At 41.0% G+C, this 22957-nt stretch carries 20 protein-coding genes; 2 read left to right on the top strand and 18 right to left on the bottom strand.

The window, feature by feature from the left end; translation table 11 throughout:
• Positions 1-116 precede the first annotated feature (116 nt).
• The 12 genes from spoVE to ACXAEO_RS04535 form a co-directional block, all read right to left on the bottom strand.
• Positions 117-1217 (bottom strand): stage V sporulation protein E, encoded by a 1101-nt coding sequence (gene spoVE, locus ACXAEO_RS04590; RefSeq protein WP_474878517.1) that lies wholly within the window; start codon positions 1215-1217, stop codon positions 117-119.
• A 132-nt stretch (positions 1218-1349) separates the two neighbouring features.
• Positions 1350-2699, bottom strand: coding sequence for a UDP-N-acetylmuramoyl-L-alanine--D-glutamate ligase (murD, locus tag ACXAEO_RS04585; RefSeq protein ID WP_474878515.1), 1350 nt, complete (start codon positions 2697-2699; stop codon positions 1350-1352).
• Positions 2700-3674 (bottom strand): phospho-N-acetylmuramoyl-pentapeptide-transferase, encoded by a 975-nt coding sequence (mraY, locus tag ACXAEO_RS04580; protein WP_474878513.1) that lies wholly within the window; start codon positions 3672-3674, stop codon positions 2700-2702. It abuts the gene before it with no gap.
• A 73-nt stretch (positions 3675-3747) separates the two neighbouring features.
• Positions 3748-5214, bottom strand: coding sequence for a UDP-N-acetylmuramoyl-L-alanyl-D-glutamate--2,6-diaminopimelate ligase (locus ACXAEO_RS04575; RefSeq protein ID WP_474878511.1), 1467 nt, complete (start codon positions 5212-5214; stop codon positions 3748-3750).
• A gap of 235 nt (positions 5215-5449) precedes the next feature.
• A complete protein-coding gene (locus ACXAEO_RS04570) occupies positions 5450-7366 on the bottom strand; it encodes a stage V sporulation protein D (RefSeq protein WP_474878509.1) in 1917 nt (638 codons plus the stop codon).
• Positions 7367-7431: 65 nt separating this feature from the next.
• Positions 7432-9666, bottom strand: a complete 2235-nt coding sequence (locus tag ACXAEO_RS04565; RefSeq protein WP_474878507.1) for a penicillin-binding protein — start codon at positions 9664-9666, stop codon at positions 7432-7434.
• 3 nt (positions 9667-9669) lie between these two features.
• Positions 9670-10023 (bottom strand): cell division protein FtsL, encoded by a 354-nt coding sequence (gene ftsL / locus ACXAEO_RS04560; RefSeq protein WP_474878504.1) that lies wholly within the window; start codon positions 10021-10023, stop codon positions 9670-9672.
• A gap of 83 nt (positions 10024-10106) precedes the next feature.
• On the bottom strand, positions 10107-11039 hold the full coding sequence (gene rsmH, locus ACXAEO_RS04555; protein ID WP_474878501.1) for a 16S rRNA (cytosine(1402)-N(4))-methyltransferase RsmH: 933 nt from the start codon (positions 11037-11039) through the stop codon (positions 10107-10109).
• A 383-nt stretch (positions 11040-11422) separates the two neighbouring features.
• Positions 11423-13039 carry a bacillithiol biosynthesis cysteine-adding enzyme BshC gene (gene bshC, locus ACXAEO_RS04550; protein ID WP_474878499.1) on the bottom strand — a complete coding sequence of 539 codons (1617 nt, stop codon included), beginning with the start codon at positions 13037-13039 and terminating at the stop codon, positions 11423-11425.
• A 240-nt stretch (positions 13040-13279) separates the two neighbouring features.
• Entirely contained in the window at positions 13280-13663 is a 384-nt protein-coding gene (locus ACXAEO_RS04545; protein ID WP_474878497.1) for a DUF3397 domain-containing protein, read from the bottom strand.
• Entirely contained in the window at positions 13663-14568 is a 906-nt protein-coding gene (locus ACXAEO_RS04540) for a 2-dehydropantoate 2-reductase (RefSeq protein WP_474878494.1), read from the bottom strand. Before ACXAEO_RS04540 ends, ACXAEO_RS04545 begins: the two co-directional genes overlap by 1 nt.
• A 291-nt stretch (positions 14569-14859) precedes the next feature.
• Positions 14860-16203: an acetyl-CoA carboxylase biotin carboxylase subunit gene (locus ACXAEO_RS04535; RefSeq protein ID WP_474878492.1), complete on the bottom strand. Its 1344-nt coding sequence runs from the start codon at positions 16201-16203 to the stop codon at positions 14860-14862.
• Positions 16204-16383: 180 nt separating this feature from the next.
• On the opposite strand from ACXAEO_RS04535, the gene ACXAEO_RS04530 reads away from it, so the two are divergent.
• A complete protein-coding gene (locus ACXAEO_RS04530) occupies positions 16384-16854 on the top strand; it encodes an N-acetyltransferase (RefSeq protein WP_474878490.1) in 471 nt (156 codons plus the stop codon).
• 49 nt (positions 16855-16903) lie between these two features.
• Here the strand turns inward: ACXAEO_RS04530 and ACXAEO_RS04525 are convergent, their stop codons facing one another.
• The 4 genes from ACXAEO_RS04525 to ACXAEO_RS04510 all read right to left on the bottom strand — a co-directional run bounded on the left by ACXAEO_RS04525 (position 16904) and on the right by ACXAEO_RS04510 (position 19426).
• Complete coding sequence (locus ACXAEO_RS04525; RefSeq protein ID WP_474878487.1) at positions 16904-17521, bottom strand: RsfA family transcriptional regulator; 618 nt, start codon at positions 17519-17521, stop codon at positions 16904-16906.
• A 112-nt stretch (positions 17522-17633) separates the two neighbouring features.
• A complete protein-coding gene (locus tag ACXAEO_RS04520) occupies positions 17634-18401 on the bottom strand; it encodes an enoyl-CoA hydratase/isomerase family protein (protein ID WP_474878485.1) in 768 nt (255 codons plus the stop codon).
• A 269-nt stretch (positions 18402-18670) separates the two neighbouring features.
• Complete coding sequence (gene rpmF, locus ACXAEO_RS04515; protein WP_474878482.1) at positions 18671-18844, bottom strand: 50S ribosomal protein L32; 174 nt, start codon at positions 18842-18844, stop codon at positions 18671-18673.
• A 63-nt stretch (positions 18845-18907) separates the two neighbouring features.
• Positions 18908-19426, bottom strand: a complete 519-nt coding sequence (locus tag ACXAEO_RS04510) for a YceD family protein (protein ID WP_474878480.1) — start codon at positions 19424-19426, stop codon at positions 18908-18910.
• A gap of 266 nt (positions 19427-19692) precedes the next feature.
• On the opposite strand from ACXAEO_RS04510, the gene ACXAEO_RS04505 reads away from it, so the two are divergent.
• A complete protein-coding gene (locus tag ACXAEO_RS04505) occupies positions 19693-20913 on the top strand; it encodes a nucleotidyltransferase (protein WP_474878477.1) in 1221 nt (406 codons plus the stop codon).
• A gap of 116 nt (positions 20914-21029) precedes the next feature.
• Here the strand turns inward: ACXAEO_RS04505 and ACXAEO_RS04500 are convergent, their stop codons facing one another.
• Positions 21030-22046, bottom strand: a complete 1017-nt coding sequence (locus tag ACXAEO_RS04500; RefSeq protein WP_474878475.1) for a SepM family pheromone-processing serine protease — start codon at positions 22044-22046, stop codon at positions 21030-21032.
• On the bottom strand, positions 22036-22833 hold the full coding sequence (locus ACXAEO_RS04495; protein ID WP_474878473.1) for a patatin-like phospholipase family protein: 798 nt from the start codon (positions 22831-22833) through the stop codon (positions 22036-22038). Before ACXAEO_RS04495 ends, ACXAEO_RS04500 begins: the two co-directional genes overlap by 11 nt.
• Between the last annotated feature and the right edge of the window lie 124 nt (positions 22834-22957).

Here is a 22957-nt window from a genome sequence, read left to right as displayed (position 1 = left end):
ATTACATTTTGTTTAAATTTAAAGAGGATGTCCCGAAAGCCGACATTGGCTTTCGGGACATCTCCATCCATCAAGTGTTTTCCCTTTACATATCCTTATTATACCTGCAAGGCCTATTAATAGCGAGCATATCTGCTAACATTTAATAAGACACCAACCCCTGCCAGCATTAAGGTTAAAGAAGAACCACCGTAACTTAAAAATGGAAGGGTAATGCCAGTGACAGGCATAAGGCCCGTGACTACTCCGATGTTAATCATCACTTGAATGGCAATCATTGAAATAATTCCAACCGCTAAGAAGCTCCCATATAAATCAGGTGCACCAAGGGCGATACGGATTCCTCTCCAAAGCAGTAAACCAAACAGCAGTAAAACGAGCGATCCTCCGATAAATCCAAGTTCTTCTGCTAAAATCGCAAAAATAAAATCCGTTTGTGGTTCTGGTAAATAAAAGAATTTTTGTCGACTTTGTCCTAGACCGAGTCCAAGCAGCCCACCAGGGCCAATGGCATACAAAGATTGGATAATTTGAAACCCGCTTCCAAGAGGGTCTTCCCAAGGATTCAAAAACGATGTAATCCGCTTAATGCGATATGGAGCGGAAAGTACAAGCGCCACAAACCCTGCCACTCCTGCCGCGCCAAACCACATAAAATGGCTAATCCGAGCACCTGCCACAAAAATCATAACCACACACGTTCCGACCATCACTGTTCCCGTTCCTAAATCCGGCTGAAGCATAATAATGCCAAATGCTAAGAAAACAACCGATAAAGATGGGATTAATCCTTGTTTAAAAGAAGTAATTTTTTTCTGATTTTCTGATAAAAACTTGGCAAGGAACGCAATCATGGCAAACTTCATGAATTCTGACGGCTGAATGGAAAAAGCACCGACACCAATCCAACTCTGGGATCCGTTGCGTACAAGTCCAACTCCGGGGATCAACACGAGTGTAAGCAAGATGAAACAAACAATGAGGATGGCTTTCGCCCATGTTCTCCACGTCCAATAGTCAATGTTCATAATGACAAACATCGCCACAATTCCAAGTCCAGCAAATAACATTTGCCTTTTCGCAAAGAAAAACGAATCATCAAACTTATATGTAGCCCATACCGCACTTGCGCTGTAAACCATAATCAGGCCTATAGTCAGCAGCGACAGGGTGAGCAATACAAGGATGAAATCAGGAGCAGACCTTTTTGTCGACAATGTGACCCACCTCTAGCTTCTATAAATTAGGGTGTTTGAAAAAAAGAGCCAGAAAAAGAATGACACATATGCTGAACGTAAAATGTGCAAACTCTTTATCTAACTCTTTTTCCTGTTCAAACAGACAAGCCCTTACTTAAGTTTATGCACCGCTTGAATAAACATGTCACCACGTTCTTCAAAAGTTTTGAATTGATCCCAGCTTGCGCACGCTGGAGATAATAAAATGACATCTCCGCTTTCAGACCATTCATACGCTGCAGGAACTGCCTGTTCAACATTATCGACACGTTTAACGAATTGTATTCCCGCTTCTGTTGCTGCTTTTTCAATTTTCTCCGCCGTTTGCCCAAAGGTGATGACGGCTTTAACACTTTTGAATGACGGAATTAACTCATCAAACGGATTGCCACGGTCTAACCCACCTGCTAGTAAAACAACAGGCTGTGAAAAAGCTGAAAGGGCCACTTTCGTTGCCAGTATGTTTGTTGCTTTTGAGTCGTTATAAAATTTTCTGCCACTCACTTCGCCTACAAATTGAACACGGTGTTTTACACCCGTAAAGGTCGTAAGCACTTTACGGATCGCTTCATTCGGAGTCCCGTATAATTTCACAATAGCGACAGCGGCCAAAATGTTTTCTAGATTATGTTTCCCCGGGAGAACGATATCCGCAACTTCAATTACTTGCTCATCATTAAAGTAAACAAAACCGTTTTGAACATATGCTCCCTTTTCCAATGGTTTAGTCGATGAAAACGGAATAATCGTTCCATCATATTGTTCCGCGACCTTCATGACGAGCTCATCATCTGCATTGACTACCGCATAATCTGTTTCTATTTGGTTTTTAAAGATGTTTGCTTTCGCTTTCGCATATTCTTCTTTTGTTCCATGATAATCTAAATGGGCTTCAAAAAGATTTAGAAAGGCTGCAATTTTAGGTTGAAACGTTTCAATTCCCATGAGCTGAAAAGAGGACAATTCTGTCACAATTACATCATCATTTTTAGCTGTTTGGGCTACTTCGCAAGCAACAGTTCCAATATTCCCAGCAATTAAAGGAGAACGACTTCCTTCTTTCAACATTTCAAACACAAGCGTTGTCGTCGTTGTTTTCCCGTTGCTTCCTGTGATGCCGATAAATGGCGCTTCGCTAATTTGAAAGGCCAGTTCCACTTCTGTTATAACCGGAATGCCACGTTTATTTGCCTCTACTAATAAAGGATTAGAATAAGGAATGCCTGGATTTTTAATAATGACTTGAATCCCTTGGAGCAACTCCAGCGGATGGCTTCCGCATACTACTTTTATACCGTCATTTTCAAGTTGTTGAGCCGCCTCGTTTTCTTCATAAGGCTTTTGATCATTAACAAGCACATTCGCTCCAAGCTGATGAACAAGCTTCGCTGCAGCCGAACCGCTCTTAGCTAACCCTAAAATTAATACATTTTTATTTTGATAAAAATTCGCTGTTTTCAATTAGATCCACACCTCGACATAGATTCCAAGCATTGCAAATAATAATCCTACTGCCCAAAATGTTACCACTACACGCCATTCCGACCAGCCACTCAACTCATAGTGATGATGAAGCGGGCTCATTTTGAAGACGCGTTTCCCTGTTGTTTTAAACGAAATAACCTGGATGATAACCGATAATGTTTCAATCACAAAGACGCCACCAATTAAAATAAGCAAAATTTCTAATTTCATTAAAACGGCCACTGTAGCAATGGCGCCCCCTAAAGCAAGAGAACCGGTATCGCCCATGAAAACTTTAGCAGGATGGGCATTGAAGACTAAAAATCCTAATACAGAGCCTACTACTGCTACCGAGAAAATAGCTACATCGAATTGTGAATAGTTCCACGCAAGCACAGCAAAGGCGCCAAAGGCGACAGCACTCGTACCAGACACCAGTCCATCTAAGCCATCCGTCAAGTTTACAGCATTCGAAAAACCGACAAGCCAAATAATTAAAAAGAGAACGTAGGACCAACCTAAGTCAATTGAATAATCGGTTCCTGGGATTGATACAATAGTGGAAAACTCATGTTGCTGTGCGACTAAATAAAAAATAATTGAAATAAGTACTTGCCCTAAAAACTTTTGCTTTGATGTTAAGCCAAGATTCCGCTTTAGTACAACCTTAATAAAATCATCCAAAAATCCTAATAATCCAAAACCGATTGTTACAAATAATAACAAGTATGTTTCAATGGTCGGTTCTAAATATTTATTTGTCATCACCAATGTTGTTACGATAATTGAGAGAAGAATCATAATCCCGCCCATTGTCGGGGTTCCCGATTTCTTTTGATGAGATTTCGGTCCTTCTTCTCGAATGCTTTGACCGAATTTTAACCTTCTTAAAAAGGGAATGAAAATGGGTGAAAGCAAGACGGCAATTAAAAATGATAGTGCCATCGTAAATATAATTACTTGCTCAAGCATGTCATTCCCTCCTTTCGGTCCTTGTTTAAAGTACCCTCCGTATAAAGGGAAATAAGCTGTCTGTTTGTTTGCATTACGAATTACGCTCCCTAATCAAATTACGTGCTGTTTCACGATCGTCAAAATGTAGTACTTCTTTTCCAATAATTTGGTACGTTTCATGGCCTTTTCCAGCAATTAAAATAACATCATTGGTTTTCGCTTTTTTCACTGCATAAGCAATCGCTTCTTTTCGATCCACAATGGAAACATAATTGGAAGACAACAAACCATCTGTCATATCTTTTAAAATTTCGGTTGGATCTTCACTCCGCGGATTATCCGATGTAAAGACGGCCGTCGTGCTAAGAGTGGTGGCAATCTCAGCCATAATGGGTCTTTTTGTTCGGTCACGATCTCCCCCGCACCCAACAATAACATATATATTTCCTTTTGCGAATTGTTTAACAGTCTTTAACACATTTTCTAAACTATCAGGGGTATGGGCATAATCAACAATCACTGTAAAATCCTGTCCTTCATCTACCACTTCAAACCGTCCCGGCACCCCTTCAATGCGCTCAATTTCTTTGACGATAAGCGAAAGCGGAATATTAGAAACTAAACAAGCAGCAGTAGCGGCTAGTACATTATATACACTGAACTTCCCAATTAGTTTCATTTTTACTTTTTTTGTCTCGTGTGGTGTGATTAGTTCAAACGTCGTCCCTGAATTTGTAATGTGAATATTTTGGGCCATCACATCACTTTTTCGGTCGATTCCATATGTAATGACGGTTGCTGCAGTCCCTTTTATAAACTCTTCTGTCGCAGCATCATCTGCATTCAAGACGGCAAATTTCGGTTTTTGATGGTCGTAGCGGTTCCCAAGTTGCGCAAATAAAAGCCCTTTTGCTCTTCGGTAATCCGCCATTGTATGGTGGTAATCCAAATGGTCCTGCGTTAAATTCGTGAATACAGCTACATCAAAATCACAACCGTGAACCCTTCCTAAATCAAGTGCATGGGACGACACTTCCATTACAGCTGTGTCTACCTTCGCCTCTACCATCTGATAGAAGGTTTTTTGCAACGTTAGTGATTCAGGTGTTGTATTTTTAACCTCGAAGGTCTCATCTCCAATACGCATTTCAATTGTGCCAATTAATCCTGTTTTATGCTTCGCAGCTTGAAATACTTTTTCCATCAAATGCGTGACGGTTGTCTTTCCATTTGTTCCCGTTACTCCAATTAAATGCATCTTATGCGTTGGTTGCTCATAAAAAGCATCTGCTAAAACAGCCATCGCTCGTTTCGTATTATTCACAATAATCACCGGAACATTAAGCGTCAACGGCTTTTCTGCTATAACTGCAACAGCTCCCATGCTAACGGCTTTTTCAGCAAAGTCATGCCCATCGACTGTGTATCCTTTCACACAAATAAAAAGAGAGCCCGGTTTTACTTCACGGGAGTCCATTTCAATGGACGTAATAGAGACCTCTTCTTTCGGTACAGGTGTAAAGTCGTGCAAATAAGACAATAACGTTCGTAAATCCATATTAAAATCGATCCTCTCTAGTTTACTGTTCCAAACTCCATTTTACAGAAAAAGAAGCCACGGGGGAATTCCCCCAAGGCTTGTCATGTCACAACAGTCAGTAAGACCTATTCCCTAATACGTGAATTAATCCGGTAGCCGTTTCCTTCATATCACTAATACCGGTTTTGTATGACGATTTACACGTTTAGACGGGATGGGGAATAGCTGAAAGCCTACTATTACTATTTTCTGGCTAAGACTCTCCCATATATACCCTGATTGTGGAACCTTCTTTTACTTTTGTCCCAGGAGACGGGGATTGACTTACAACCTTTTCTCCATTTCCGCTGAGATCTAGCTTTAAGTTCAACAATTGCTGCTGAAGCTCTTTCGCGGAAAGCCCCGTAAAGTCAGGGACCTGAATTAGAGGTGTATCCAGCCATGTTAATTCTTTTTCAATTTGCCCTTCCCTTTGTTTCACACCAAGAACAGGCAGTGTATCTTCCATAATTTTACCGACAATTGGAGCAGCGACCACTCCACCGAATTGAACCGTTCCTTTCGGGTTATCAACCGCAATATAGACAACAATTTCCGGCTTGTCAGCAGGTGCAAAGCCAATGAAGGAAACGATATGATTATTTTCTAAATATCTTCCATCCTGTGCTTTCTGTGCAGTACCCGTTTTCCCGCCTACACGATAGCCATCAACAAATGCTCCTTTTCCAGATCCTTGGGCAACGACACTTTCAAGGGCAAAACGAACTTGCTTGGATGTTTCCTCAGAAATCACCTTTTGCTTCGCTATCGGTTGTTGCTGGCTGACGACATCTCCTGTGATTGGGTCAACCCATTCTTTGGCGATATAAGGTTGGTATAAAGTTCCTCCATTAACCGCAGCCGCCACCGCAGCAACTTGCTGGATTGGTGTAACAGATACCCCTTGCCCAAACGCCGTTGTCGCTTGCTCAACAGGTCCTACGCGTTCCAGTGGAAACAAAATCCCTTTGCCTTCCCCTTGTAAATCAATACCAGTCTTTTGTCCAAAACCAAAATCACGAATATATTGAAACAATTTCTCCTTCCCTAGCCGTTCACCGAGTTCGACAAACCCAGGGTTACAGGAGTTTTGAACAACTTCTAAAAAATTTTGGTGGCCATGACCACCCTTTTTCCAACAGCGTAGCCGGGCTCCGCCCACTTCTGCTGCTCCATCATCATAAAATTGATCTTTTAATAAATCAACCTTTTTTTCTTCTAAAGAAGCGGCAAGTGTAATAATTTTAAATGTTGACCCAGGCTCATATGCGCTCCATACTGGCAAATTACGGTTGTAAATAATTGGATCAACCTTCCGGTAATCCGTCGGATGAAAATTTGGACGACTCGCCATCGCTAATATTTCACCATTATTAGGATTCATAGCTATTGCAATAATTCCGTCCGGATTATACGTGGCTGCCGCAATATCTAATTCCCGCTCCACAATCGTCTGCACACGGGAATCAATCGTTAGCTGTAAGTTCAATCCATCAACAGGCGCTGTGTAATCATCAGCAATGTCAGGCATTTTTTGACCTTTAGCGTCTGAGTAGAGTTTGACAAACCCTCTTTCTCCGCTTAATTGTTCGTCATAATATGCCTCTAGCCCCATTAAACCTTGATTATCAATTCCCGTAAATCCAAGCACATGAGCTAAATAACTGCCAAAAGGATAATGCCTTTGGGAATCCTCCCCAATATAAACGCCTTTTAATCCAAGGGCATGGATTTCATTTGCTTTTTCATTCGTAATTTTACGCCCTTCCGGAATGCGCTCAATTGATACTTTTTTCGTTACATGCTTGTATGCTTTTTCCTTTGGCATATCCAAAACAGTCGCTAACTTTTCTGCCGTCGTGGCCGGATCTTCGATTTGACGCGGCATTACCCATACGGTAGGTGAACTTTTATTTGTCGCAAGCGGTACACCGTTACGGTCTAAAATTTCGCCCCGCTCAGGTTCAAAAGGCAAATTCCGGCTCCATGAGCCCTTCGCCTTCTCCGTTAGCATGTCCCCAAGCACAAACTGAACATAACCAAGTCGCACATCAATAATTGAAAAGATTAGGATTCCAGCAAGCAACACGAACGTTAAACGCTTGCGGACGGTAACCGTTGATACACGCATCTTCTTCCCGAACCTCCTTCATTACGGCTCGTTCCAATATATGCTTGTACCAATTGAGATAGAACTCACTGATCAAGTGGTCGGTTTTCCGCCTCTTTTGCTTCTTTCTCTCGCAACTCTTCTTTTTCTTCCATCTCTTTCGGGCTTTCAATTAACTGCTGCGGCGTTTTTAGTTCCACAATTAAGTAGTCACCTTCTTTGATAGTCAAACCCGGGGACATATTTTGTTTAACTACGTAGCCTGTTCCTAACGCACTCGGTTGAAGAGATAAAAATTCACTTAAGCGCAGAACATCCCTGTAAGACCAATTCGTTAAATCCGGAACGGTTGCTTTATCGTTCGTTTTTAGAAAAACACGTTCCCCCTTCATTACTCGCTCTTCTGTATTAGGAGACTGTGCTTCAATTTTTCCTCCGTTGCCAATTATAACTGGAATAAAGCCTTCTTTCTTCAGTTTAGCTGTAGCTGATTCCGTCGATTTTCCTGTATATGACTGCATCTCTACTCCATATTTCGATTTTTTGACAACAGGCTCTTCCTCTTCTTCCGGTTGAATATTTAAATATTGCAAACTGTTCTTCATCACGGAATTAAAAATAAGCGAGACAGGCGCAGACCCTGTTTCTTGCATCGTAAGCTCAGGTTTTTGTACTGCTACATAAACAATAAGAGACGGGTCATCTTTCGGCGCCATTCCTAAAAATGAAAAAATATTTTTCCCGTGGCCATACAAATACCTTCCATCAGGACCTGGAATTTGAGCTGTTCCTGTTTTACCAGCTACTTGGTATCCTTCAATATCATATGGTCTTCCTGTTCCATGCGGAGATGTGACAACGGTCTCGAGAATATCCAGCACTGTTTCAGCAGTTTCTGCTGAAATCGGTTCACCTGCTACTTTCGGTTTCGTCTCCATTTTCACTTCATTTGTCGTCGCATCCACCACTTTTTTAATCATGTATGGCTGCATCATTTTTCCTTTATTTGCAATAGCAGTCGCTGCCTGCACTTGCTGAATAGCTGTGACAGCCGAGCCTTGACCGAAAGCTGTTGTCACTTGTTCAATGGGATAATTGTATAAAAGTTTACTGGAAACTTCACCAGGAATATCAATCCCTGTCGGACCATTGAAACCGAATCGATGTAAATATTGAAGAAGTCGATCTGCTCCCAGCTTCTCATTCGCTAAAATGGCCATCGCCACATTGGATGAACGTTGAATCCCTTCATTAAAAGTAATGCTTCCCCATCCTGACTTATTATGGTCACTAATTCGATCTGGTCCTACCTTGTATGAACCCGATTGATAGTATTCCTCTCCATTATAAACACCTTCTTCAATCGCAGCGGCCAATGTAAAGATTTTCATCGTCGATCCCGGTTCAAATCGATAGCCGATGGCATCATTGACGAAGTTATTAATATCTCTAACATTGGGGTTAAAACTCGGCCGATTGCTCATAGCTAAAATCTCGCCTGTTTTCGGATTTGCCACAATTCCAATTGCTTTTTCAGGATTGTACTCCTGTACTGCACGATTCATGGCATCTTCTAAAAAGGTCTGGATGGTTTTATCGATAGTCAAGTAGACATCGTCTCCATCTTTTGGCGGGACAATCGCTTCTTTCGGATCCGGCAACTTCAGACCGTTTTGCCCACTTTCATACTTCATATAACCATCAGTTTCGCTCAACTCTTCATCAAACAGTTGTTCAATGCCCATTTTACCGACTGTTTTACCCTCATCATTTTTTTGCGCATAGCCAATAATGTGAGAAGCAAACACACCATTTGGATAAAAACGTTTGGAATCTTGAATAAACGTAATGCCGGGAAGGTCTAACTCTTCAATCGAGCGCTTCATCGTATTGCTAATATCTCGTCCACCTGGACCAAGCTCTACTTGAATGCGCCCTTTTTTTGACATTAGCCCTTCAAGCTTCGCTTCTTCCATATTAAGCAATGGAGCGAGCTTTTTGGCTGTTTCCTTCGGGTCTGTTACGTGCATCGGGTCTTCTGGGTCTTTCGTTTGAGAAGGATCTAAAATGGCAACAACCGTATATGCACCTGTATCATGGGCAATCGCTTCCCCTGTCCGATCATATATGGTTCCCCTTTGTCCTTCAATTACAGTTTTTCTCATATGCTGTTTTTGGGCAATAGCAGCGAGTGCTTGTCCTTCTGCTTTTCCTGTAGCTTGGATATAAAAAAAGCGGAGGGCCAATGTAAAAAAGAGGAGAGCAAATATTAAAATTAATAATGCGGCTCCTCTACTCGTATGTTTCTTATTAACCGACATGTGTCAATCCCGTACCACTTTCACATTGTTCTCGTTCAAATCCAATCCAAGCTCTTTTGCTTTTGCCCAAATCCGTTCATATGTGCTCAATTCCACCACTTGAAGCTTCAATTCATTATTGACGCGCTCTTGTGAGTTAATTTTTGATTGAATTGATTGAATATCGGCATTTACAGCATACAGGTCAGATTGATTGGATACGATTTGAACAGATCCGAAAACCAATCCAACGAAAAAGCCTGTATATAAAATCTTCTCGCCGACGGAAAAGCGAAATTTTTTCTTCTTACGCACTTGTTGAACGCGTTTTTGCTGCTCAAGCTGTTTTTCTTTTACTTGATACGCCAAATTCCCCATACAGTTCTCCTCCTTTTCGATTATCCGGTAGTAAATCGGGCTCTCGCACAGAGAGGACATCTCCGTGCATGCCCTATACATTTTTAAAGCTTTTCTATAATTCGTAGCTTTGCTGAGCGGGCGCGGTTGTTCGCTTCTAACTCTTGCTCCGAAGGCACGATCGGCTTTCTTGTAACTAATTTAAACTTTGGTTGGAATTCATCCGGGATAATCGGAATTCCAGGAGGGAGCGGCGGCGGTGTGCTTGCATTCTTAAAGGTAGCTTTGCATATACGGTCTTCCAGAGAATGGAACGTAATGACACTCACTCGTCCGCCCGGTCTAATGACGTCCATCGCTTGCTCTAGCGCATCCTCAAACACTTGCAGTTCATCATTGACCGCAATTCGTATCGCTTGGAAAATCCGTTTAGCAGGGTGTCCTCCTGTCCGTCTCGCAGGAGCAGGAATCGCTTCTTTAATGACTTCCACAAGTTCAAGTGTTGTTTCAATCGCTTTTTGTTCTCGGTACGATTCAATTTTACGAGCCACTTGCTTTGAAAATTTTTCTTCTCCGTACTGGAAAAAGATCCTTACGAGCTGTTCATACGACCAATGATTGACAACATCGTAAGCAGTTAGCGGTGCATGAAGATCCATCCTCATATCTAGCGATGCATCATGATGATAGCTAAATCCTCTTTCAGGAGTGTCTAACTGCGGAGAAGAAACTCCAAGGTCAAATAAGACACCATCCACATGGTCTATCCCATACTCAATCAGCTTTTCCCGTAAATGACGGAAATTACTCTTAATAATTGTTACTTTTTCCATATAAGGGTTCAATTTAACTTTTGCATTTTCAATAGCTGTTTCGTCTTGATCAAAGGCGATTAATCTGCCTTTTGACGAGAGCTGTTTGACAATGTACTCGCTATGCCCTGCTCCTCCAAGAGTGCAATCGACATATACGCCATCAGGATCAATCTTTAACCCTTGTGCTGCTTCTTCTAAAAGCACGGTAGTATGCTTAAACATGCTGACACCTACTTCTTTCTCCTACACGAATCCATATAGATAGTTAATTTCATTTTTTCTTTATACTAACGGTCATTTTCCCCGTAAATCTAACAAAATAGACTGCCTTTTTATTATATATCAAACTTCAACATTTTTTCAGCAATTTCTACAAAGATTCTCGACTTTTTGTCATAAATTGTGCGTTTCGGGAATTTGATGGATGGTTTCACAGGCATCTACTTTTCGTTGCGTATGACCAGTTGAGGTGTTAAAACGAGATGGATCAAAATGAGAACGTGAAGGATATTGGGAGAATAAAAATTGACAGGTTCGAAATGTACTACCTTATTTCCCCTAATTCTCTTTATTCACAAAGAAGTCCTGCCTAAAGGCAGGACTTCTCACAAATAAACGACCTTTAAATTATGATTGAATTCGACGTCGAGTTTCGATAAGGAAGACACAAAATCCACCCCATATTTATTCAAGAAATAAAAGACATTCCAGGTTCTCTCTTGCGGCGCTCCCATTGGTACGAGCGCACGTTCAATATCGTCAAATTTCTTAATTGTCACTTTATGTTTCGTCGCCTGTTTAGATTCGACGATTTTTCTTACGATATCCAATTGATTTTGTAAGATATTGCGATTTTTTTCCAGTACTTTTTCAAAGGTTTCATCTTCTTGAAGAACTTGATGACGCAATGTTTCATGAATAACTTCTATGTCTTGTTTCGCTTGTTCAAAATACTGGTCATAAGGATGTTTCACATGCTCCGCTATCCATTTTTCTCTTTCTCCCTTTATACCGTTGCGTAAGATGTACTCAACGGTTAAGCCGAGTTCTTCTGCATTACGATGTATGTGTCGTTCAACAACTGCATAAGAAAGACGCGGAACGATAGGCGGCATCTTCAAACTAAACAGCTCAAAAGCTTGTTTCAGCTCCGCCCAATAAGCAATTTCACCTGGACCGGCAATGAAGGCAAGGACCGGCAATAAAAACTCCTGCATTAGGGGACGTGTAACTACATTGTTGCTCAGCAGTTCAGGAGATGTTCTAGCAATATGAAGCAACTCTTCTTTTGTAAATGACACCTCGCCATTTTTCCCTTGGAACCTATCTCCGTGGCGCTCCAATAAAATTCGTTCACCGTCATAATAAAACAAATGGGACGTTTGTTCTTCCACTTGAATGGAACGCGACTGTTGCTGTTCCACTAAACCTTGCTGCTGAAGAACGGATTGTGATAATGGTTCATTCTCTTCAATTAGGTGAACAAAAAAAGTGGACTCAATTTTTCGAAGCTCTGACGAACCGGAGTCCATTAATACAAGACCCGTACCAGCGAACAGTTTCATCGTCAATTTGGCGAAAAAGTCTACATATGTATGAGAGGATTCTAAACTATCGAGAGCTAATGTTAACACTTGATTAGAATGTTCCGTTTCTCCAAATGAACCGAAAACATCTTCAATCCACTTTTGACACGCTTTTTTATCAATATTTACATCAGAAGCCATCTTTTTTTCTATAACTTTTTGAGAGATGCCTCGTTTTACGAGCGATTCCTCTTTTTCGATGAACACATGATTAATTTCCGCAAAATCATGATCTTCTCCCGCTATCCAAAATACTGGAATGACAGGCACGTTTAACTTTTGTTCTTGTTGTTTGGCGAGCTTTAAGATGGATAATACTTTATTAATGGTATACATCGGCCCTGTTAAAATCCCTGCTTGCTGACCTCCAACAACAACAACGGAGCGCGGATCTTTTAAAGCCGCAATATTTTTCATCGTTTGCTCATCAGCTCCGTGCTTTTCGTTATAGGCCGCCAAATAGGCCGCAAGCTCCTCACGCGGGTAACTAACTTGAGCTAAGTCATCGATGCGCTTACTGTATACTTTTTCATCATGGATGTTGTAATGAAAAAATGACATTACCTCATCTTCTCCTCGCTTATATCCTTCAAGCAGACGATTTGCTGATGGAAACGAGATATCCTTGATCTCCATGAAAGAACTCCCTTTCTTCAACTCTGTTTTTCCTGCCTTATTTGCCGCAAACACCTTGAATATGCATAAGTGAAGTATGGTGGTCAAAACGACATTATTGGCACGTTCCTTTTTTTAGGCATGGAATGTCGCCTTCATTCCTTGAATGAAGGCACTATCACATGAATGATGTTTCAGTTATTTGTCAAAACATATAGCTTCATTATCCATATTGATTTGTCTGTCGTCTAGTCACACGACTTACATAGAATAAATTCGAAAAATCAGACCATAAATGGTCAAGCCTATATGTCCAACGAAAAATAGAAAAAAGCTAATCCGCCAAAACCCTTTTGCCACCTTGCCCAACTGAATATCTTGTCTAAACTTCCATTGAAGAACTAGTGTAATCATCGCAATGACAAGCAGCAAAAGAATAATTTGCCATAAAAATGACTCTCCCCAAATAGCCAATGCTAAATAGTTGACGGATAAAATTAAAAACAGCGTCATGACATCCGTTGAAAAGAGAAACGACTTTTTTTTATTTTTAGTCATCTTTCGTGAAATCATGTAACTGATAAAAAATGAAAGGATCGGTATCGTTACAAAAGTAGCCATAACCCAAGCTAATATATTCCCCATCAAAGCGCTCCTCCTTTTTTTGTTTCCATCCCCTTTATCGCATTATATAAGAACTTTATTAACGGGACGGGTACATCGTTACGCGCTGCTTCTGCCAAGATATACCCTAAGATGGCCTCCACTTCCGTTTCTCTTCCTGCCTCAATATCCTTTAACATCGAAGAACGATTTAGAGCGGTCCGTCGGCATATATCGACGACCTTATCCCAATAATCCTTCCGATTGCTTACATGAAGCGCTCTGACCACTTCATTAAATACTATTTGTAAATTTTCATAGTAAAAATGTTGCTCAATTAATTGGCCGTTTTCCTCCCTATACAGAGCGGTAAGAGGATTGATACAAGCATTGACAATTAGCTTGCCAACGAGCATCTTCTTCCAATCCTTTATTTCCTGAAAAGGAAAACTAGCCACGCTCTTCTCCATCAAACTTTGAATGAGCACACTTTCTCCTCTGAGACACGAAATCTTTGTCACACCTAATCCTGTATGACAGATTGCATATGGACTTATTTTTAAAGCTCCATGCTCGACAATTCCTAAGAAAATATGTTTATGTATAGAAGATTCCAACTTATGTATATGTCCCATTCCATTCTGAACAAATAAAATAGGGATAGCACAATCGAGACCGGTTTTCAAAGTGGCTAATACATTATCAAGATGATATTGCTTGACCGCCACGATAACTAAATCTTCTTTTCCTAGCCCTTCAGACAAAGGTTGGGCTTGGACATGCCTTTTATAAGTCATTTCTTGGACAGTCCTTATAATTCCCTCTCTTGTAATGGCAGCCGCTTGTGCCGCTGTTCTTGTATACAGAGTGACGTTAAAATTCTCCGTTAGATAAGAAGCAAACAATAATCCAACGGAGCCTCCTCCAATAATCGCGATATTTTTCATATTCCCCTACCTCTGTCGCAGATTTCTCCTCCTAATTTTAACAAAAACGAAAACGTTTATAAAGGAAACATCGTTGAAAAGACCCGCCATACAAATCCAATAACAGCAAGGATTTAGTGACGGGCCTTTTTGTACGAAAGCATTTTTTACACCCTGCTTCATACAGGTGGTCTAAACTGATAAACAAAAGGGTTGCGTACACTAAAGGCGAGTTTTTTCTCGTATTTTGATTATTTTTCTGACATGACGTTTGTACGCATCCCATCTACTCTCTTTATCTTATAAAATTAGTCATTCAACCGTTAGCAAAACACGAGATAAATAAGCGGTTGTGTAACGACCAGCTTGGAATGCTTCTTCACGGAGCAAGCGCTCAAATAATGGGAGATTGGTTTTAACCCCTTCAATGGATGCTTGTTGAAAAAAATGTTGAGCTGTTTTTAATACTTTAGCACGACTTTCCCCACTTACAATAATTTTGGCGATCATGGAATCATAATACGGCGTTACAGATGTGCCTGGTCTGTATCCTTTATCAATTCTGACTCCAGCTTCCTCCCATAAATTCATAGCGTGAATCGTTCCAGGAGATGGCAAAAATGTCACAGGATTTTCTGCGTATACACGGAACTCAACCGCATGTTTTTGCGAGATGATTTCTTCTTGTTTTAACGGCAGAGACTCGCCTTGCGCCACAAGAAGTTGCCACTTTACTAAATCAATCCCCGTCATCTCTTCTGTAACAGGATACTCAGCTTGCAAGCGTGTGTTCATTTTCAAAAAATAAAATTGCTCGTTCTCATCTACAATGAACTCCACGGTTCCGGCATTATAATACCCTATAGCCTTCGCTGCCTCGACTGCCGTTTCGTACATTTTCGCCCGCGCGCGCTCTGACAAAAACGGGGATGGCGATTCTTCAATTACCTTTTGATTTCTGCGTTGTATCGAACAATCTCTTTCAAATAAGTGAACGAGATTTCCTTTTGTATCGCCAAAAATTTGAACTTCAATATGCCGAGCATTAGCAATATACTTTTCAATAAATAATTCATCATTCCCAAAATAAGCTTTGGCCCGGGATTTAACCGATATATATACTTTTTTCAGTTCTTCTTCATCTGAGCAAAGTTGCATCCCAATTCCACCTCCGCCCCCACTTGCCTTTAACATAATGGGATAACCGATTAACTCGGCAAGCTCACAAGCTTCCTCAACAGTGGTTGCCACTTTGTCACTACCTGGAATAACCGGGATGCCTACCTTTTTCATCACTTCTCTCGCAGCCATTTTATCTCTCATCAAACCAATCACTTCGAATGATGGCCCAATAAACACAATCCCCTGTTCTACGGTTGCTTTCGCAAAAGCGCAGTTTTCTGATAAGAAACCATATCCAGGATGTATTGCATCTACCTCTTCTGCTTTCGCGACGGCCAAAATAGCGTCCCCTTTTAAATAGGATTTTTTCACAGCCGAATCTCCAATTCTCACAGCCTTTGTTGCCTCTTTTACATAAGGAAGACTTGCATCGGCATCAGAATAAACAGCAACCGTTTCAATCCCTAACGATTGACAAGTTTTAATAATCCGCAGCGCAATCTCTCCTCGGTTTGCAATTAAAATTTTTTGCAAAGCTGTCTCCCCCTCTTTTATATCTGCCTATCCTCCTGTACTGTTTTCTGCATCTTTCCAGCATTCCCTCCTTCTTATTGCAAACGCTTACTACATTTTGTGCGGAATTTTTTTTATTTTTATTATATAATGAGAACAGGTTGGGGTATCTTTACAAAAGGATTTCAAGGGGGTAATAGAATGGTATCAACAGAAGTGAAACGCTTAAAAATTAACTATAAAACATTAGAAGAATTTAAAAAATTTAAAGAATACGGTATTCAAGAGTTGTCGATGCTGGAAGAGTTGCAAGCAAACTTATCAGAAAACGAAATCAGCTCTCCATTTTACGGAATATACTACGGAGACAGTTTAGTTGCGCGGATGAGCTTATATAAACGCGATAAGCAGTATGATAAATATTTCAATCCTCCCCAAAATTATTTAGAGCTTTGGAAACTGGAAGTATTAAGCGATTATCAACGAAAAGGGTTCGGTCAAGCGTTAGTCGAATTCGCCAAGTCTTTTGATTTACCAATCAAAACAAGCCCGCGTGTGAAATCCAGTGAGTTTTGGAGTAAAATGGGCTTTACACCTGTTAAATATGATATGGATCGTGATTTAGGTGAAAACCCGCTCATTTGGCATCCACAAGGTTTAAACGAATTATAAGTAGTATTCATAAAAAGAAACAGCTGATGACATCATCAGCTGTTTCTTTTTATTTTTCAACCTTCTCCAAGTGATTGCTTTTATCCACTTGAAAATTTATCTTTTTCCCCTTTTCCCCCTCACCCAATACCACCATTTTTCTAGCACGATCCATAATTTCTATTAACGCTTTATAATCATCTTCTACCGTAAGCAGATTGGTTTCCAACAGATGTTTTTCTCGTTCGAGTCGGTTCACTTGATTTTCCAGCACTTCAATTTTTTCTCGCAATCCTTGATTTTGTTCTATTAAGCTGCCCGAGTCCGACTGAACCCGTTCTATTTTTTGTAAAAATCGGATTACATCCCCTAAAGTCAACTGTTCGTACAACGATTCATTTTGTTCATAACTGACTCTCGGCGCTTGTTCATTAGACAATTCTTTAAAGCTAGACTGCACTTTTAACTCTTTTCGTTGCTTTTTAGCCAGCTCAATACCTGCTTTGTACTGTTTTCGAACATAAGAATTCCACCGAAAACCACACGCAGCTGCTGTACGGGATAATGCTTTTCCTACCTCTTCAAATGCAGCAAGCTGTGTCCCTCCCTCACGGATGTGGCGCAGAACCACTTCTGCCAACAACAAATCCTCATCCTGAGTCCACGCATCTTGACGAGAAGAAGTCATCGTCCTATCCCCCCTATAATGGATTTATTACATGAATATGCAACTAATAGAAAAGATAGACTACACGAAATGTTCTCGTAAGCATTATTTCAAAAGATAGCTTATGTATTAGTTAATGTTTTTTACTTTTGAACGCGTCTACCGCCTCATGATGTTCCTCTCTTTCCCATAGGTTGGCACACCGTTCAATTTCCTTTTGGATTCGCATTTTCATATTGACTTCCTCCCACTTCTCTAACATCAATTGTTTGTAAGAAGCTAGTACATCTGGAGATTTACGAAGAATATCTCGACAATACGAATGTGCCTCCTCCATTAAGCACTCACCTGCCAGTATTTCCTGCACATAACGAATCTCTTTTGCTTCCTCCGCTGTAAATAACTTGGCAGAATATAACATAGTGAGTGCATCTTGCGGAAGAAGTTTTTCCATTAACATGGAACCGCCACCCCATCCAGTCGTAATCCCAAGATTCCCTTGAACAAATCCCATTTTACTATGCGCTGCAGCAAGACGAATATCACACGCAATCGCCAGCTCGCATCCTCCTCCAACTGCTACTCCGTTTAGTAGCGCAGCTGTAGGCTTTGGTAACGTTAACAATTCGTATAAAAGCATCCCCATTTTATGAAGCATTTCATACGCTTCAGCTTTAGATTTTAGTTTATGAAAAACTTGAAGATCTCCTCCGCTACAAAAAGCTTTCTCCCCCTCTCCTGTTATCATCAGCATTTTAATATCCGAATTTTGTTTAACATAGCCAAGCGCCTCACTCAACCCCTCCATGACAGTATAATCAACCGCATTCCGGCGTTCCGGACGGGTAATTTTGAACACTGCCAACTTTCCATCATGAACCGTAAAACTCGTATCATTCACTTCCCTCTCCCCCTTTCTGCATAAATTCTCCGTTTATCTTCCTTGTTCCTTCTCCCTATTTTCTAGACAATCTTTCATTACATGGACATCATGTTATCTATTCCACTTAATAACTCGACACAGCTTCATTTTATTCAGAAACATTTCCAATGGTTATTCAGACCACTTAAATGGCCCCTCAAAGGTTCACCTAAGCGGCTGTCGATTTATATAGACAAAAAGAAAAGCACAAGCTCTTTGAGCTTGTGCTTACCGAAGGCTAACAAATATTATTTGCTAACTACTTCTTTTCCTTTATAAGTTCCGCATGCTTTACATACGCGGTGTGATAGTTTCATTTCCCCACAACTTGGGCATTCTACCATACCAGGAACTTGTAATTTGAAGTGCGTACGACGCAATCTTTTTCTCGTTTTAGATGTTCTTCTAAAAGGTACAGCCATTATTCCCACCTCCTTAAAAGAGTTTGATTATATGAAGGCCGGATACGCCGGTTCTTCGCTCGTTCACTTTTCTTCATCTTTTTTAAAAAAGTCTTGCAATGCCGCTAAACGAGGATCAACTTGATTTGTCTTCTCTTGTTCTGCTACAACTTCCCAGCCCCGTCCTGATTGAGGTGCAGCTTCCTCTGCGTCTGGATTCTCACTGAATACCTGCAGCGGAACTTCAACGAGGATGTGTTCCTTAATAATTGGATCAAGGTCTACAACTTCCCCTTTGACATAATGCACATCTTCTTCAGTTTCAAAATCAACCGGCTTTAATAAAAATGTTTCCGTTGTTTCTACACGGAACGGGTATGGTACATCGACAAGTGTACGTGAACACGGAAGAATCATCTCACCTGAAATAGTTAAGTGAAATGTTACCCTTGATGCGCTAATATCTGCTCTTCCTTCTATATGGACAGGCTTAATATCGCGAATTTCGGAATCGACCTCTTTAATGTCGCTCACATCTACGTACTCGTCTAGTTTTAGACCTTTTTGCTGTAACTTATATAATTGATGTACAGACCATTTCAATTTCATCACCTCAAGGCAACAAAGGTAATTATAGCTTTGTCAGGATTATTTGTCAATATTTTTTCTTTACACTATAATTAGTATGTATAAAGCATTGAATACTACTTTATCATGTTTTTTGTCATTTTACCAAGAAACATTTATTTTTTATTCAATACAGCCTCTATTAATGCTGCATACGACTTTACACTTCTCCCAAGAAAACGACCGATTTTCGTATCCACCGTTAACAGAGGCACCATTACTTTCAGTAAAAGGAGAATATGATGCAGGCAGTTGGAATCATTGTGGAATATAACCCTTTTCATAACGGACACTTTTATCATATCCAACAATCTCGGGAGGCATCAGGCGCTGATTGTGTGATTGCTGTCATGAGCGGTCATTTTTTACAGCGCGGGGAACCCGCTCTCGTCTCCAAATGGACGAGAACAAAAATGGCCCTTGCAGGAGGGGCAGATATTGTCATTGAACTGCCTTTCGCCTTTGCCGCTCAACAAGCTGATTTATTTGCCAGTGGAGGCATATCCATCCTCGCCGCTTTAAATGTGGAAAGTTTTTGCTTCGGAAGTGAACATGGCGCTATCGATACTTTTGTTGAAACGGAACGCTTTTATCATGAGCACGAAGAACAAGTATCCATACTCGTTCAACATGCTTTAAAAGAAGGGATGAGTTATCCGAAAGCCATGGCGGAAGCCTTTAAAGCAATCGGTCCTCATAAGGATCTTCTTGATTTATCGAAGCCAAACAACATTTTAGGATATGCTTACATGAAGTCGATTATACGGCACCAATATCCGATTACCCCTTATACTATTGCTCGAATCGAATCGGATTACCATGATGAACAGCTTTCCGCCTCTACGATAACAAGTGCCACTAGCATCCGGAAATCCCTTTTTTCAGATCATGCGGATTTACAGACGGTTCAACGCTACATGCCTGAAAGTACGACCACTTACTTGCAAGACTATATTCGCACTTACGGACTTTTTCATCAGTGGGAAGATTATTTTCCCTATCTAAAATATAAGCTTCTTTCTATGACTCCCGAGCAATTGCACGATATCTATGGGGTGGAAGAAGGGATTGAACACCGACTTCTTCATTATGTGAAGCAGAGCCGTACATTTCATGAGTTCATTCAGTCTGTTAAAACCAAGCGCTTTACATGGACGCGCCTACAAAGGATGTGTGTCCACATTTTGACGCATACAACGAAGACTCAAATGGAAGCTGTTCTCCAACAACAAACAGCCTCCTACCTCCGGCTTCTCGGAATGACAAGCAAGGGAAGGACTTATTTAAGAGAACAAAAGAAAAAACTACAGCTCCCTCTCGTTTCGACTGTCTCGAAATTGCATCATCCTCACTTAGAACAAGACGTAAAAGCCACTAGCATTTACGGCCTTGCACTAAGTGAACCGATGCAATCCGAGTTTTTGTTTTACGAATACCGTAAACCGCCTATCTTCATGGATTAATCGTAATATACAAAATGTTTATATGCCAAAGACCCGCTAATGAATCCTAAATGTTATCAGATTCATTAACGGGTCTCTTTCAATCGCTTTTATTCAAAATATCACCATTGATATTATTATGGCTCTAACGTTTCCAAGTAGCGAACCGCTTCATCAAATGTATCCACAGGAACAATCTTCATATCGGTATCGATTTTCTCGGCGGCTGCGATTGCTTCTTCATAATTTGATCCTTTTGCCCCTTCTTCATTCGGGGCGAAAAAAATCTCCGCTCCTGAGTTGGCAGCTGCCACGACTTTTTGAGCAATGCCACCGATACGCCCCACATGCCCTTCGTCATCTATCGTGCCTGTTCCGGCAATTTCATATCCGTTCGTCATATCTTTTTTCGTAAGCTGATTGTAGATTTCAAGCGAAAACATTAAGCCAGCAGATGGCCCTCCAATTTCCTCTGTGTCCATTTTAATCGGAGGTTCTACGGACATTTCACGGTCTGTGACCAATGTAATTCCTAACCCGACTCTTCCTTTCATGTTGGGAAAAGGAGCAATTTCAACTATCGCTTCCCGCTCCTTTTCATCCCGTTGAAACTGGATACGAACTTCGTCGCCTGCCTTTTTGTTGGCGACATAATCTACAAACTGTTCACTCGTCTCAATTTTTTGTTGATCCACTTGATACACACGATCGCCCACCTTCAATGTTTCCTCGGCTGGCATCCCAGGAACAATTCCCATTACAAACACACCTTGATTTTGGAACTCCACTTCTTTTTTCGCATGGTGGTAGGCGACAGAAATCGCCGATTCCTGCGAAGTCTCCATCATATGCAATTGCCGGTACGTATAATCTTTATCACTTTCACCCTCTTGACGAATCTCTTCAACCGGATAAATTTCTTGAAAATCCTTCACATGCGCTAACGCATACGTAAGCGGTGTCGCTTTTCCCATCCTGACAGTCGTCAGCATAAAACTCCCTTGCTCTTCATAGCCCCCCTCCACTTCAATAATGGGAGACAGCTCCTGAGCCATGCCTGGCTTTGTGATGTAATATGGCAATGGATAAAAAGAAAGGATAAAAGCTAGGATAAATCCAATAGATAGCGCAGCCATATACATTTTAGATTTCATTCGATTGGTTCTCCTTCCACTGATCAATCAACATTTTTATTCTAGGTAATTGCCTTCGTGTTTCTTCTTCACCGACGGCAATAATTTCTTCAATATTAGTAAACGCTCTAGAGCTGAACGTTTCTACATGTGGACGAATCATGACATCAGAAGCGACTTCACGATGCTTTACTAACTCGTCTTGCATAATATCTAAACTTTGTAAAATAACATCAAAGATGGAACTGATGTCAGCATTAACTTTCACACGGGAAACATCTACACCGATAATAAAGTCCGCTCCCATTTCCTTGACGACAGAAACTGGAATACGATCGACGACCCCTCCGTCCACCAATAGACGCCCATTTACCTTTTCAGGAACAAAAATTCCAGGAATTGAGATGCTTGCTCGAACCGCTTGAGCAGCAGGACCGTCACGGAAAATCACTTTTTCCCCCGTTTTCAAATCTGTCGCCACAATGGCTACAGGCAACGTCAATTCTTCAATTCTCTTTCCATGTGTAAACACGCGCACAAGTTCCTTTATCCGATTGCCGCTTATAAATCCCATTTTCGGGACAGCAAAATCCAAATAATATTTTCGTTTGAACGCCCGGGCAATTTTGTATAAATCCTGCATATCCAAACCCGTTCCGTAAAATACTCCGACTAATGCCCCCATGCTGCTTCCGGCAATATAATCAATTGGCACAGAACCCTCCTGCAATGCTTTAATGACCCCAAGGTGGGCAAATCCCCTTGCGCCGCCTGAACCAAGTGCCAACCCAACTTTAGGCCGCTCCAATCCTCATGCCTCCCTTTTCGTATTCTTCCCTCTGTTATTCTTATGGTCTAAATCCATCCCCTAGACTCGTATAGTAATATATGTACAAACTTTGTACGGAAGTACGAATGAACCTTAGTTGTGA

It is taken from the genome of Bacillus sp. ABA4_010 (genome assembly GCF_056159105.1).
The sequence above is the reverse complement of the archived record's forward strand: the minus strand, read 5'-3'. Positions and strand labels throughout refer to the sequence as shown.

Coding starts and splice junctions, on each gene's coding strand:
- mraY (WP_474878513.1), bottom strand. CDS start 3,674: ATGCTTGAGCAAGTAATTATATTTACGATGGCACTATCATTTTTAATT.
- ACXAEO_RS04575 (WP_474878511.1), bottom strand. CDS start 5,214: ATGGATTTACGAACGTTATTGTCTTATTTGCACGACTTTACACCTGTA.
- ACXAEO_RS04570 (WP_474878509.1), bottom strand. CDS start 7,366: ATGCGTGTATCAACGGTTACCGTCCGCAAGCGTTTAACGTTCGTGTTG.
- ACXAEO_RS04565 (WP_474878507.1), bottom strand. CDS start 9,666: ATGTCGGTTAATAAGAAACATACGAGTAGAGGAGCCGCATTATTAATT.
- ftsL (WP_474878504.1), bottom strand. CDS start 10,023: ATGGGGAATTTGGCGTATCAAGTAAAAGAAAAACAGCTTGAGCAGCAA.
- rsmH (WP_474878501.1), bottom strand. CDS start 11,039: ATGTTTAAGCATACTACCGTGCTTTTAGAAGAAGCAGCACAAGGGTTA.
- bshC (WP_474878499.1), bottom strand. CDS start 13,039: ATGGAGATCAAGGATATCTCGTTTCCATCAGCAAATCGTCTGCTTGAA.
- ACXAEO_RS04545 (WP_474878497.1), bottom strand. CDS start 13,663: ATGGGGAATATATTAGCTTGGGTTATGGCTACTTTTGTAACGATACCG.
- ACXAEO_RS04540 (WP_474878494.1), bottom strand. CDS start 14,568: ATGAAAAATATCGCGATTATTGGAGGAGGCTCCGTTGGATTATTGTTT.
- ACXAEO_RS04530 (WP_474878490.1), top strand. CDS start 16,384: ATGGTATCAACAGAAGTGAAACGCTTAAAAATTAACTATAAAACATTA.
- ACXAEO_RS04525 (WP_474878487.1), bottom strand. CDS start 17,521: ATGACTTCTTCTCGTCAAGATGCGTGGACTCAGGATGAGGATTTGTTG.
- rpmF (WP_474878482.1), bottom strand. CDS start 18,844: ATGGCTGTACCTTTTAGAAGAACATCTAAAACGAGAAAAAGATTGCGT.
- ACXAEO_RS04505 (WP_474878477.1), top strand. CDS start 19,693: ATGCAGGCAGTTGGAATCATTGTGGAATATAACCCTTTTCATAACGGA.
- ACXAEO_RS04500 (WP_474878475.1), bottom strand. CDS start 22,046: ATGAAATCTAAAATGTATATGGCTGCGCTATCTATTGGATTTATCCTA.